Origin of the sequence: Embleya sp. NPDC020886, from assembly GCF_044333915.1 — a bacterium.
Taxonomy (GTDB): domain Bacteria; phylum Actinomycetota; class Actinomycetes; order Streptomycetales; family Streptomycetaceae; genus Embleya.
The window spans coordinates 293,735-306,241 of sequence record NZ_JBIRRX010000007.1; the positions used below are offsets into that span (position 1 = coordinate 293,735).

At 70.5% G+C, this 12,507-nt stretch carries 13 protein-coding genes and 1 pseudogene; 7 read left to right on the plus strand and 7 right to left on the minus strand.

Annotated elements, in window-relative coordinates:
• Positions 1-11: 11 nt before the first annotated feature.
• Positions 12-755 (minus strand): annotated as a pseudogene (locus ACH4U8_RS25395) (helix-turn-helix domain-containing protein); the annotation flags it as partial.
• A gap of 764 nt (positions 756-1,519) precedes the next feature.
• Between ACH4U8_RS25395 and ACH4U8_RS25400 the strand changes: the two are divergent.
• The 4 genes from ACH4U8_RS25400 to ACH4U8_RS25415 are packed head-to-tail and all read left to right on the plus strand — an operon-like array spanning position 1,520 to position 3,038.
• Positions 1,520-1,735: a hypothetical protein gene (locus tag ACH4U8_RS25400; protein WP_380020499.1), complete on the plus strand. Its 216-nt coding sequence runs from the start codon at positions 1,520-1,522 to the stop codon at positions 1,733-1,735.
• Positions 1,735-1,941 carry a hypothetical protein gene (locus ACH4U8_RS25405; protein ID WP_395780372.1) on the plus strand — a complete coding sequence of 69 codons (207 nt, stop codon included), beginning with the start codon at positions 1,735-1,737 and terminating at the stop codon, positions 1,939-1,941. Before ACH4U8_RS25400 ends, ACH4U8_RS25405 begins: the two co-directional genes overlap by 1 nt.
• On the plus strand, positions 1,938-2,150 hold the full coding sequence (locus ACH4U8_RS25410; protein ID WP_395780374.1) for a hypothetical protein: 213 nt from the start codon (positions 1,938-1,940) through the stop codon (positions 2,148-2,150). Before ACH4U8_RS25405 ends, ACH4U8_RS25410 begins: the two co-directional genes overlap by 4 nt.
• Positions 2,151-2,162: 12 nt before the next feature.
• On the plus strand, positions 2,163-3,038 hold the full coding sequence (locus ACH4U8_RS25415) for a methyltransferase domain-containing protein (RefSeq protein WP_395780376.1): 876 nt from the start codon (positions 2,163-2,165) through the stop codon (positions 3,036-3,038).
• A 362-nt stretch (positions 3,039-3,400) separates the two neighbouring features.
• Here ACH4U8_RS25415 and ACH4U8_RS25420 read toward each other — a convergent pair whose 3' ends face one another.
• The 6 genes from ACH4U8_RS25420 to ACH4U8_RS25445 all read right to left on the minus strand — a co-directional run bounded on the left by ACH4U8_RS25420 (position 3,401) and on the right by ACH4U8_RS25445 (position 9,703).
• Entirely contained in the window at positions 3,401-4,234 is an 834-nt protein-coding gene (locus ACH4U8_RS25420; protein WP_395780378.1) for a hypothetical protein, read from the minus strand.
• Between the two features lie 41 nt (positions 4,235-4,275).
• Positions 4,276-5,607 (minus strand): class I SAM-dependent methyltransferase, encoded by a 1,332-nt coding sequence (locus ACH4U8_RS25425; RefSeq protein ID WP_395780380.1) that lies wholly within the window; start codon positions 5,605-5,607, stop codon positions 4,276-4,278.
• Between the two features lie 172 nt (positions 5,608-5,779).
• The gene (locus ACH4U8_RS25430) at positions 5,780-6,532 is read right to left on the minus strand and encodes an amino acid ABC transporter ATP-binding protein (RefSeq protein WP_360313442.1); all 753 of its coding nucleotides are present in this window, start codon (positions 6,530-6,532) and stop codon (positions 5,780-5,782) included.
• 53 nt (positions 6,533-6,585) lie between these two features.
• Entirely contained in the window at positions 6,586-7,500 is a 915-nt protein-coding gene (locus ACH4U8_RS25435; protein ID WP_360313307.1) for an amino acid ABC transporter permease, read from the minus strand.
• Positions 7,501-7,609: 109 nt separating this feature from the next.
• Complete coding sequence (locus ACH4U8_RS25440; RefSeq protein WP_360313305.1) at positions 7,610-8,515, minus strand: ABC transporter substrate-binding protein; 906 nt, start codon at positions 8,513-8,515, stop codon at positions 7,610-7,612.
• 264 nt (positions 8,516-8,779) lie between these two features.
• On the minus strand, positions 8,780-9,703 hold the full coding sequence (locus ACH4U8_RS25445) for a UbiA family prenyltransferase (RefSeq protein ID WP_395780382.1): 924 nt from the start codon (positions 9,701-9,703) through the stop codon (positions 8,780-8,782).
• A gap of 182 nt (positions 9,704-9,885) precedes the next feature.
• Here ACH4U8_RS25445 and ACH4U8_RS25450 point away from each other — a divergent pair, with 182 nt between their 5' ends.
• The 3 genes from ACH4U8_RS25450 to ACH4U8_RS25460 are packed head-to-tail and all read left to right on the plus strand — an operon-like array spanning position 9,886 to position 12,476.
• Positions 9,886-10,941 (plus strand): type III polyketide synthase, encoded by a 1,056-nt coding sequence (locus ACH4U8_RS25450; RefSeq protein ID WP_395780384.1) that lies wholly within the window; start codon positions 9,886-9,888, stop codon positions 10,939-10,941.
• A gap of 6 nt (positions 10,942-10,947) precedes the next feature.
• On the plus strand, positions 10,948-11,466 hold the full coding sequence (locus ACH4U8_RS25455; protein ID WP_395780386.1) for an isoprenylcysteine carboxyl methyltransferase family protein: 519 nt from the start codon (positions 10,948-10,950) through the stop codon (positions 11,464-11,466).
• Positions 11,463-12,476: an NAD(P)/FAD-dependent oxidoreductase gene (locus ACH4U8_RS25460; RefSeq protein WP_395780388.1), complete on the plus strand. Its 1,014-nt coding sequence runs from the start codon at positions 11,463-11,465 to the stop codon at positions 12,474-12,476. The genes ACH4U8_RS25455 and ACH4U8_RS25460 overlap by 4 nt, the downstream gene beginning before the upstream one ends.
• Positions 12,477-12,507: the final 31 nt, after the last annotated feature.

Here is a 12,507-nt window from a genome sequence, read left to right on the forward strand (position 1 = left end):
CGGATCATCGCTGCCGACTCCTTCGGGGAAAGGGCGTAGGCGCGTAGGCGATCGTACGCCGCCTGAAACCCTGCGACAGCAGCAGGATCCTCGCGCAACTGGCCAGTGTGGCTGCCTTCGAGGTATGCGACCGGTTCACTGTCCGGCGGAGCCAAGAGGGTCAGCGATCCGCCCAGCAGTGTGTGGGCTCCTGAGCTGAAAGGTAGGACTTGGATCGTGCCGAACTGTGTGTCCATTCGGGGCAACAGCACTTCGAGTTGTGCTTGCATGATCGCTGGACCACCGATCGGCCGACTGATGGCAGCTTGGTCAATGATCGCGCCGTACTGCGGTGGGTGTTCCCGAGTGAAGATGCGTTGCCGATTCGTCCGCGCGAGGACGCGTCGTTCGATCTCGGCTGCCGGCGCCCCGGGTTCGAAGCCGACGAACTGCGCCCGAGCGTAGCCCGGCGTCTGCAATAGCCCCGGCACGGTGTCCCCGGCGTATTGCAGGATCCCAGTGGCACTCGCCGCGATTGCCATGAACGCCCGGTAGCGGTCCGGGAATTGATCGTGCTCCACCATCTCGTACAGCCGTCCGAACAACCCGTCCGTCTCGAACGCGATATCCAGCCTGGCGGGCATGTCCGGCGGAATGGGGCTCTCGCCGGTCTCGTACCGGGACAGCGATGCCTTGCTGTAGCCCAGAACCGACGCGCACGCCGTCAGTGACATCCCGAGGTTGTTGCGCTTGACCCGGATCTCGCGCCCATACATCTGGCGTGGCGAGCCTTTGGGATCGACGTCCTTTTCTTGATATCGCACGGGTGTTCCCCCTTCCGTTCCACCGCAAATCGGTAACGGTGCCGAGATGCACAGGCTAGCTCTCCCGCCCCATGATGGGGACGTAGAGCGACGGACTGTGTACGGAACGGAGAGGCAACTCCCCTTGCTCAAAACGTCGCAGGCCGAAGGATGGGGCTGCGACGGGCGTAGGGAGTGGGGCTCAACTTTGGCGAGTCGCCCCACTCCCCGCGTGCCTCACAGAAAGGACACGTGCCCACGATGACATATCAATTCGGGTGGACTCAACGCGGTTCGGGACCTGTGCCGGTGGTGGATCGCGACTGGCAGGACGAGCGGTTGAGCCTGCTGGTTCGGGAGTGGGTCGGCGCGGCGGAAGCCGATAGTGCTGCGTTCATCCCACCCCGGAGGCCGCGAGTTCGGTCGTACCTTCGTTTGTTGTGGACCTGGCGGTTGTCGGTTCGGTTCCGTGTGGTGCGCTCGGGGGGACGGAACGTGCGATGACCACTCGACAGCGGGCTTCGGGGAGTACGCAGGAGGATCTCGATCGGGGGTGGGCGTTCTTCGAGCGCTATCGGCATGCGTGGTGTCGCGACGCGTATTCGGGGCGCGAGGGTGTGCTTATGGATGTGCGGGGGCGGCAGGTTCACCTCCGGCTGCGCAGTGGGATCGAATTCGCTTGCCGGGTTGGGGATTTGGTCATTCTTCGGCCGCCTACGCCGATTCTGTACCGGAGCGTGAGATACGTCGGTGCGGAAGACGCGACCCTTCGGCCGGACGGCACGCTCGCGGAGTTGTGCGCTGTGGACCAGGGCATGTTGGCGACGGTGCGACCGCCGGTCGGCGCCGAGTGGTTCGCGTTGTTGTCCGATCTGGAGCGCGTCGGCTGCCTGTTGGGCGCCGTGGCCGATTGGTCGGAGCCTCCGTTTCCGCTCGACGAAGAGGAGGGGTGATGACGGCGATACCGATGCCGCCACCGACCGACAACGACCCGACACCCACCGACTCGGAAGGCACGACGATGGCGGACCACGCCAAAGACGACAAGGACGGCGACGCCAAGACCCCCCATCGGCAGTGCGATGGCCGGTGGGACAGGCCCGTGCCGCCCAAAGACAAGGACAAGGACCAGGACAAGGAGAAGGAGAAGGACCAGTGAGCGCCTCGGTCGACTGGGACGCCGTGTTCGCGGCGACGCCCCGGCGCTCGTACGTCCCGGCGGTGGTGTGGAGGAGCGACGACGCCCGGATCGACCGGGACGTCGATCCCGAGGCGTGGGCGGAGGTCGTGGCGGCCGACATCCCGCTTGTCACCCAGATGGATGACGGCATGCCGGGCGGGAGCCTGATCCCGACGTCGTCGGCGTAGCAACCCTCGCTCGTGCGGCTCATGCTCGAACAACTCGACGTCGACCCGGATCACGAGATTCTCGAAATCGGGACCGGTACCGGGTGGTCCACCGCGTTGTTGGCCACCGCGCTCACGGCCGGCCGGGTGACCTCGGTCGAAGTGGATCCCCTCGTGGCGATCCAGGCGCAGGAGTCCTTGCGTGCCGCCGATTCGAGGCCGACCCTGATCGTCGGCGACGGGTTGCGCGGATACCAGGAGGGGGCTCCCTACGATCGCCTCATCGCCGCCATGGCGGTGCGGAACGTGCCCTACGCGTGGGTGGAGCAGGTCCGGCCCGGAGGGGTGATTCTTACGCCCTGGGGCACGGCCTTCCACAACTCCGGGCTTCTGCGTCTGGTCGTCGCGGACGACGGCACGGCGTCGGGCCGGTTCGTGGGAAACGTCAACTTCATGTGGGCCCGCTCGCAGCGGCCGAGGTTCGAGGCGCGGCGTTTCGTGGGCGATGTGATCGCGGATCCGAACGCGGGCAGGGTCCGCCACACGACGACGGATCCGCGCCCCCTTCAGGAGGAGCACGCGGACTTCGCGATCGGCCTTCGGCTGCCCGATGTCGAGCAACGCACGTTCTTCGGATCGGGCGCGCGGGCCGGGGAGTTCACCACGTGGTACGTCGACGGGGAGTCCTGGGCAGCCGTCGACTACGTACCGGACGCCCGCGCGTTCGAGGTCAACGAGGGCGGGCCGCGCGATCTGTGGCGGGAGATCGAGGCCGCCTACCAAGCGTGGCGGGCGCGGGGTGAACCCCCACGCGAGCAGCATGGCGTCACGCTGACCGTGGACGGCCAGTGGACGTGGCACACCGGGCCGCGCGGTCGGGTGAACCGCGGGGCGGCGTCGAGTCGCTGAGCGGCTCCCGCAGCAAGCACCGCAGGAGCAGCCTCGACTCGCGAAGTCACGCGGTGTCGGGGCTGTTCCGACCTCGGAGTCGGCCCCGGTAGGTCAACGCGACGGCCGGAACAAGCTCGGCAGCGGGAACCCGGTTCCCGTCGTTGTCGGCGGGTGCATGAAGTCGCCCCATGGCCTCGCGAATCGCGTCCCCCGGCGACCCCTTGCCGCGACGCTCGGCTTCGGCACGCGTGGGACCGACAAGGCATGCGCGTACCTGTCCCGGACCGTCGCCGCGAGTTCGTCGGTGGTCGGCTCGCCACCCACCGGCCGTGCCAACCGGCAGGACAGCGCGGCCCCCACGCACCGATCGCCGCCGCGACCTACGCGGGATCGACCGGTGCGGGGGCGAACGCGGCCCGCTCGATCAGATCGGCGAGGCCCGCCAGGTCGTCCTTCCCGGCTTCGACCAGGTCGGCCCAGTCGAGGGCGCTGCCGCGACCGAGGAAGCGCATGCCCTCCGCGCCGGTCGAACCCGCCACGAACGGGAGAACCGCCCACTCCACCCAGCAAAACGCGTCACCGGGCCACCAGCCGTGGCCGTCGACCAACGCGCGGACGATCGCCGTCAGGGCTTCGCAGACCGGATCGCCGACCGGCACCGCGGCCCCGCCCGTCGATCGCCCCGGCCCGAACCCGCCTGCCTCGACCCTGCCCTGCGCGACACGCAACGCCATCGCGTCCCACACACTCAACGAGTACAGCGAGTGCGTGCGCATCGACGTGTATTCGGCCGGCAGCTCTCCCGGGTGCACCGACACCTGTACCCGAACCTCGTCGCCGTCGGGGTCGAAGCCGATCTCCTGGAACCAGCGTTGTACGTCGGGGCTGCCCACCCTGGCCCAACGCGGCTCGAAATGCGAGATGTCCACCCCGAAGACCGGGTCGCCGGGCCGCACGCACACCAGCACGATGCGATAGGGCGCGGCATCCTCGACCGCCGTGGCGACCTCCTCCACCGGGAGATCGACCATGGCCGCCACTTCGCGCATGCCCTCGGGGCCGCCGCCGCACTGTTGCACGAAGGCCGCGAGCGAGACGACGCGACGTGCGGTCGATGCGTTGTGGCCCACCGACGGCACCGCCCGGAACCGACCCGAAGCATCCGCCCCCGTCCGCTCCGCCCCACCGTCGCCCGCCCCGAGCCCGTCCGTCACGCCGCGACCCTATCGCCCGCCCCGACCGAGCGCTCAACCGCTCACAGCGTGCGGGTCGGTGGCATCCCCGAGCACCCCGACGTCGGTGTCCTGACGGCCAGGATCTGGTTCACGCCGATGCGGTTCTGTTCGAAGGCCAGGGCCGAGGCGGCCATGTAGAGGCGCCAGACGCGGGCCCGGCCGGGTGAGGTGAGGTGGGCGGGGCGGTCGCCGGCGGCCTCCAGGTTGGCCACCCAGGCGCGGAGCGTGGTCGCGTAGTGTTCGCGCAGCGCGTGTACGTCGCGGACCTCGAAGCCCGCCTCCTCCAGGACCGACACCGTGCTGCCCACCGGGGTCAGTTCGCCGTCCGGGAAGACGTAGCGGTCGATGAACTCGTCGACGTGGTAGGTCGCTTCGTTCGGCGCCGGGCGGCGGGCGATCTGGTGGTTGAGCAACCGGCCGCCGGGGGCCAGGAGTTCGTAGAGGATGTCGGCGTACTCGCGGAAGCGGATCCGGCCCACGTGTTCGGCCATGCCGATCGAGGAGATCGCGTCGTAGGGGCCGTCGGCGTGTTCGCGGTAGTCCTGGGTCCGGATCTCGACCCGGCCGGTCAGACCCGCCTCGGAGACGCGTTTGCGGGCCAGTTCGGCCTGTTCGTAGGAGATGGTGATGCCGACCACCTGGACGCCGTAGTGCTCGGCGGCGTGCAGCGCCATCGAGCCCCACCCGCAACCCACGTCCAGCAGGCGCATGCCGGGGCCCAGGGCCAGCTTGCGGCAGACCAGGTCGAGCTTGGCCCGCTGGGCGTCCTCCAGCGTCGCGTCGGGGCGGTCCCAGTAGGCGCACGAGTAGACCATCGAGGGGCCCAGGATCAGCGCGTAGAAGTCGTTGCCGACGTCGTAGTGGTACCGGATCGCCTCCTGGTCGCGGCGCAGGCTGTGCAGGATGCCTCGGCGGCGGCGCACCTCCTCGGCGGGCGCCGGCGGCGGTACCGGCAGCCCGGTCAGCGCGAGCGCCGCGCCCATCGGCCGCAGCGCGTCCAGCGCGGCCCGCACCGCCGGCCGGCCCGGCTCGGGGCGTGCCGCGACCGCCCCGGCCGGTGCGCTGCTCCCGGGCGGCGTTTCGTCGCGGTGCAGGGCGACGCCGACCAGCCGGTCGAGCGCGTCGTAGAGGTCGCCGTCCACATCCAGGTCGCCGGACACCCAACCGCGGGCGAAGCCCAGCTCACCCGGCTTCCACAACAGTCGGCGCAGCGCGCGTCGATTGCGCACGACGAGTGCCGGACCGTCCGGCGGACCCGCCTCGCTGCCGTCCCAGGCCCGGATCCGGATCGGTGTGGGGCGGCCGAGTACCTGCCCGGTCAGTGTGGCCAGGCGGTCGGCGGTGTGCGGCATGCCGGATTCCTCCGCGGTGTGGATTCCCGGGCTCCCGAGCCGGGATGACACCTGTGCCCCTACCCCACCGGGCCCGGACCGCGAACGGAATTGCTCCGTCCGAGGCGGTGATCCGCCCCGGACGGAGCATGGTGTGCGGGGCCGGCCCCGGTCACGTCACCGTCGAGCCGCGTCACAACACCTTGGACAGGAACGCCTTGGTGCGCTCGTGTTGCGGGTTGCCGAGCACTTCGCGCGGCACTCCGGCCTCGACCACGACGCCGTCGTCCATGAACACCAGCGAGTCGCCGACCTCGCGGGCGAAGCCCATCTCGTGGGTGACCACGATCATCGTCATGCCGTCCCGGGCGAGGTCGCGCATCACGTCCAGTACCTCGCCGACCAGTTCGGGGTCGAGCGCCGAGGTCGGCTCGTCGAACAACATCAGCTTGGGGTCCATCGCCAGTGCCCGGGCGATGGCCACCCGCTGCTGCTGGCCGCCGGAGAGCTGGGCGGGGTAGGCGCTCGCCTTGTCGGCCAGCCCGACCCGGGCCAGGAGTTGGTGCGCGCGCTCCCGGGCGGCGGGCTTGGCGATGCCCTTGACCTGGGTGGGCGCCTCCATGATGTTCTCCGCGGCGGTCATGTGCGGGAACAGGTTGAACCGCTGGAACACCATGCCGATGTCGCGTCGTTTGAGCGCGACCTCGCTGTCCCGGAGTTCGTAGAGCTTGCCGTCCTTCTCCCGGTAGCCGACGAGTTCGCCGTCGACCCACAACCGCCCGGCGTTGATCTTCTCCAGGTGGTTGATACAGCGCAGGAAGGTGGACTTGCCGGAACCCGAGGGGCCGACGATGCACATCACCTCGCCCGCGCCCACCTCCAGGTCGATGCCCTTGAGCACCTCCAGGAAGCCGAACGACTTGCAGACGTCCTGGGCCTTGACCATCGGTTGCCGCCCGGCGGAGGCCGGTTCGGGCGCGTTCTTCTCGAAACTGGTCGTCATCGGATCTCGACCCCCGGACGCCGGGTGGGGAACAGGTTGGCCCGGATGCGCTGGAGCGGCGTGGGCGGCAGCGCCCGGCTGGCCCCGCGCGAGAAGTATCGCTCCAGGTAGTACTGGCCGATGCTGAAGACCGTGGTGAGCAGCAGGTACCAGAAACAGGCCGCGAAGAGCAGCTCCATCACGGCGAGGTTGTTGGTGTACACGTCCTTGGCCTTCTGCAGTACCTCGGGGTAGACCACCGCGCTGGCCAGCGAGGACGTCTTGAGCATGTTGATGAACTCGTTGCCGGTCGGCGGCACGATCACCCGCATCGCCTGCGGCAGCACGATCCGCCACAGGGTGCGGCCCTTGGACATGCCGAGCGCGTGCGCGGCCTCGGTCTGTCCCTCGTCGACGGACTGGATGCCCGAGCGCACGATCTCGGCCATGTACGCGCCCTCGTTGATGCCCAGACCGAGGAAGGCCGCCATGAACGGGGTGATCACGTCGTTGGTGTTGCTGCCGAACATGGTCGGGAAGACCAGCGCGAGGTTGCCCCAGATGAGCAACTGGACCAGGACCGGCGTGCCGCGGAAGAACCAGATGTAGACCGAGGAGACGGTCGAGGTGACCGGGTTGCCGGACAGCCGCATGATCGCCGCGACGATGCCCAGGAGCAGGCCGAGCGCCATCGAGGCGAGGCTGATCAGGAGCGTGTTGCCGGCGCCCTTCATGATCTGGTCGTCGAACAGGTACTTGCCGGTCATGCTCCATTGGATCTTCGCGGTCGCGAACGCGTTGATCAGGAGGCCGACCAGGACCAGGACCACGACGGCGGCGACCCAACGCCCGTAGTGCGGCACCGGGATCGCTTTGATGTGTTCCCGCTTGGCCGGCTGCTTGTCGGCGGCGGGGGTGTCGGGCGTGGTCACGGGAAGGTGACCTCCTCTTGGAGCACGAGTGCGGGGGCGGGCGCGGGTGGACCGATGGCACGGTCCGCCGGGTCCGACCCCGCCGGGCGGGCGGGGCCGGACCCCGGGATCAGGAGGTGCCGCCGTTGATGGTGACCTCGGTGACGGCGCCGGCCTCGACCTTCCAGTTGCCCAGGATCTTGGCGTACTCGCCGTTCTTGATCAGGGCCTCCAGAGCGGACTTGAGCGCCTGCTGGAGCTGCTGGTTGTCCTTGCCGACACCGATGCCGTACAGGCCGGCGTCGACCTGCTCGCCGGTGACCTCGAAGTCCTTGCCGTCACCGGAGGTCTGCGCGTTGTAGGCGGCGACCGGGAAGTCGTTGAGGTCGGCGACCGAGGCGCCGGTCTTGAGCTTGAGCAGGGCCTCGCCGTCGTGCTCGTACTTCTGGATCGTGATCGCGCCCTTGCCCGCTTCCTCGCACTTCTTGGACTGGGCGATCGCGACGTCCTCGTTGGTCGTCGCCTGCTGCAGCGCGACGGTCTTGCCGCACAGGTCGTCGAGGGTCTTGATGTTCTGCGGGTTGCCCTTCTGCACCAGGATCGAGGTACCGGCGCGGAAGTAGTCCACGAACGCCAGCCCCTGGCCCTGGCGTTCCTTCTTGTCGGTCATCGCGGACATGACCATGTCGAAGCGCTTGGAGGTGATCCCGGTGATCAGCGAGTCGAACTGCGAGTTCTTGTACTCGTACTTGACGCCGAGTTGCTTGCTGAGCGCGGCGGCCAGCTCGGGGTCGACGCCGACCGCCTTGCCGTCCTTCATGAACTCGATCGGCGCGTACGCGATCTCCGAGCCGATCTTGAGCTTGCCGGACTTCTGCACGTCGGGCGGGAGCATCTTGAAGAACGGCGCGTTCTCGTCCTTCTTGCCGAGTGCGCTGTCGCCGCCGTCGTCCCCACAGCCGGTCAAGAGCATGGAGCCCGCGATCAAGGTTGCGGCGCAGGCGATCAGGCGGCGGTGGGTAAGGCGTCCGCTCATGTGCGGGTTCCTCCAGGTATGCGGGGACAACAGGGGGGCCGGCACGGCTCGGGCTGGCTCACGTTGCCCGATCTGCGGGCGGTTTGGGCCAAACCGGGATCGAGCTATGGGCATGAATGATTTCCTGGTGCTCTGAACTGGACAATGGGACAGATTGTTAAATACGAAGATCCAATTTGACAGATTGTTAAGCAGGGGTCAGTTTATTTCATCCGATCAGGTGCTTTTATAGGACATACCGAAACGGCTCTGGTCGGCCACGGTCTACGCGCATTGGCGTGATGCCCGGTGGACCCGGCGGACCCGGCGGGCTCCGGATCGGGCGATGCCGGTACCCCGGCGCAGCAGCAGGGCCACGTCGATCGCGGCGACGGCGATCGCGGCGGCGAACGGGACCCGGGGCCCCCGACCGCCGAGCAGCGCACCCGCACCCGTCAGGGCGCCGGCGCCGACCAGGGCGAGTCGTCCGGCCCGGTCCGGGCGGCCGTACGCGAGCAGCGCGGTGGCGCCGAGCAGCGGCAGCGGGGCGAGCGTGCGGATGCCGGCCGGCCCGAGTCGGTGCGGCAGGCCGCGTACGCCGGTCGCCCGGTCGCCCGCCAGGTCCGGCAGCGCGTCGGCCAGATGCGCCCCGCAGCCCAGCAGCGCGCCGGCGCCGACCACCCACCACGTGGGCCCGGGCCGTCCGGGCAGCCCGAACGCGACGAACGCCGGCAGGCCGGCGAAGCCGACCGCGTAGGGCACCCAGGACCAGGCGGTGCCCTTGACCCCGAGGTTGTAGGCCCACGCGGCGCCCACCCCGACCAGATGCGCGGTGCCCGCCGCCGGCCCCGACGCGAAGGACAGCGGCAGGCACACCACGAGCGCGGACCGGGCGGCCAGGGCCACCCGTTCGGCCCCGACCAGCCCGGCCACCACCGGCTTGCCGGTCCGCCCGGCCGATCGATCGCGGGCGGCGTCCACCGCGTCGTTGCACCAGCCGACCGACAACTGCCCGCTGAGCACCGCCGCGCCGACCAGCACGCAACCCCCGGCGTCCCGGCCCGCGGCGGCGGCCAGGGTCGTCACCAGGGCCGTGACGGCGACGGTCGGGCCCGGATGGCAGGCGAGCAGGAGACCGACGAGCGGGGCATGTTCGTGCGGACGGGTGGTGATCACGGTCGAGTGGCTCGACGTTGCGGCTTCGCTCACGTGGGGGACCTTTCCGGGAGGGTCGGGCGCGGGACCGGCGCATGCGGGCCACGAGCGCGGGCAAACGACGTGGGTTCGCTGTTCCCGCTGGGCACTGTTCCAGCGTTCCCCAACGCCGGCGGTTCCGATCGCCGCCCTCCGCCGTCCGGTTTTCTCGTTCCTTCATCCCGTGGGGGTTCGTCGTGACCCGCATCGCCGCCGTCCGTGGTGCCCTGCCGCCGCACCGTTACCCACAAGCCGAGATCACCGAGGCGTTCGCGGCGCTGTGCCTGCCGACCGGCGCCGATCGCCGGGTCCTGGACCGGCTGCACGCGAGTGCTCGGGTGGACACCCGCCACCTGGCCCTGCCCCTGGACCACTACGCCAAGCTGGACGACTTCGGCGCGGCCAACGACGCCTACCTGGAGGTCGCGGTCGACCTCGCGGCCGAGGCGATCGAGTCCGCACTCGGCGCGGCCGGACTGAGCGCGCGCGACGTGGACCTGATCGTGTTCACCACGGTGACCGGGCTCGCGGTGCCCTCGATCGACGCCCGCCTGGTCGGCCGGCTCGGCCTGCGCCCCGACGTCAAGCGACTGCCGGTCTTCGGCCTCGGCTGCGTCGCCGGCGCCGCCGGGATCGCCCGGGTACACGACTACCTGCGCGGCTGGCCCGAGCACGTCGCGCTGCTGGTCTCGGTCGAGTTGTGCTCGCTCACCGTGCAACGCGCCGACGCCTCGATCGCCAACCTGGTCGCGGGTGCGCTGTTCGGCGACGGCGCGGCGGCGGTGGTCGCCTGCGGGGACGCGCGCACCGGCCCGGGACACGGCCCCAGGGTGGTGGCCGGCCGCAGTCGGATGTATCCGGACTCGGCGCGGGTGATGGGCTGGGACGTGGGCGGCTCCGGCTTTCGGATCGTGCTCGGCGCGAACGTGCCCGACGTGGTCCACGAGTATCTGGCCGGCGACGTGCGCTCCTTCCTCGCCGAACACGAACTGACCACGGCCGACATCACCGCGTGGGTATGCCACCCGGGCGGCCCCAAGGTGCTCGAAGCCGTCGCCGAGACGCTCGAACTCCCGGCCGGCGCGCTGGACCTGACCTGGCGTTCGCTGGCCGCGACGGGAAACCTGTCGTCCACCTCGGTGCTGCACGTGCTGCGCGACACGATGGCCGCCCGACCCGAGCCCGGTACCCCGGGCCTGATGATCGCGATGGGCCCGGGGTTCTGCTCCGAACTCGTCCTGGTGGAGTGGTAGGTCGCGATGTACTGGTACTTCGGCCTGGTCGGCCTGGTCGCCCTCGAACGGCTCGCCGAGTTGGTGGTGGCCCGGCGCAACCTGGCCTGGAGCCTGGCCCGGGGCGGTGTGGTCAGCGGAGGGCGGCACTACCCGCCGATGGTCGTGCTGCACGTCGGCCTGTTGGCCGCGTGTGTGCTCGAAGTCTGGCTTGGCGATCGGCCGTTCGTGCCGTGGTTCGGGTGGACCATGGTCGCCTTCGTGCTCGCCGCGCAGGCGCTGCGCTGGTGGTGCATCACCGCGCTCGGGCCGCACTGGAACACCCGGGTGGTGGTGGTTCCGGGGCTGCCGCTGGTGCACAGCGGGCCGTATCGATCGACCTGGCTGCGGCACCCGAACTACCTCGCGGTCGCGGTCGAGGGCCTGGCGTTGCCCCTCGTGCACGGCGCGTGGGTCACCGCGTTCGTGTTCACCGGCCTCAACGCCGCGCTGATGGTGGTCCGGATCCGCTGCGAGTCGGCCGCGCTCTCGGCGGCGACCGCGTGATCGACCTGCTCGTGGCGGGCGGCGGACCGGCCGGCCTGGCCACCGCGATCCACGGGGCGCTCGCCGGACTGCGGGTGGTCGTGGTGGAACCGCGGCCGGCGCCGGTGGACAAGGCGTGCGGCGAGGGGCTGATGCCCACGGGCGTGACCGCGCTCGCCCGGCTGGGCGTCGTGCCCGCCGGCCGGCCGTTGGCCGGGATCCGATACCTGGACGACCGGCACGCGGTCGAGGCCCGGTTCCGGGCCGGGCCCGGCCTGGGCGTGCGCCGCACCACGCTGCACGCCGCACTGTACGAACGGGCGTCGGCGCTGGGGGTCGAACACCGGGTCGGGCGGGTCGGCGACGTGCGGCAGGACGCGCACGGGGTGACCGCCGCCGGCCTCACCGCACACTGGCTGGTAGCGGCGGACGGCCTGCACTCGCCGATCCGGGCCGCGCTCGGACCCACCGTGCCGGATCGACGCGCTCGGCGGTACGGGCTGCGCCGGCACTTCGCGGTCGCCCCGTGGACCGACTTCGTCGAGGTGCACTGGTCGCCGCACGGCGAGGCGTACGTGACGCCGGTCGGGCCGGACCTGGTTGGCGTCGCGGTGCTGGGCCCGCGCGGGCGGCCCTACCACGAGCACCTGGCCGCGTTCCCCACGCTGCGCGCCAGGCTGGCGGGCGCGGCGGCCGGCGACGTACGCGGTGCGGGGCCGCTGCGCCGCCGGGTCCGCACCCGGGTCGCGGGCCGCGTCCTGCTGGTCGGCGACGCGGCGGGCTACACCGACGCGCTCACCGGAGAGGGCATCGCGCTGGCCCTGGCCTCGGCCCAAGCCCTGGTCGCCGCCCTCGTCGCGGGCCGCCCCGAGCGCTACGAAGCCGACTGGCGTCGGTTGTCCCGCCGCCACCGCATCCTCACCGAAACCCTCCTCACCGCCCGCTCCCGCCCACGAACGGCCCGCCTGATCGTCCCCACGGCCCACCACCTACCGGCGGCCTTCGGCACGATCGTCAACGCGCTGGCCTAGCCCGTCCCGCCCGATCGTCGCGCCGAAACGG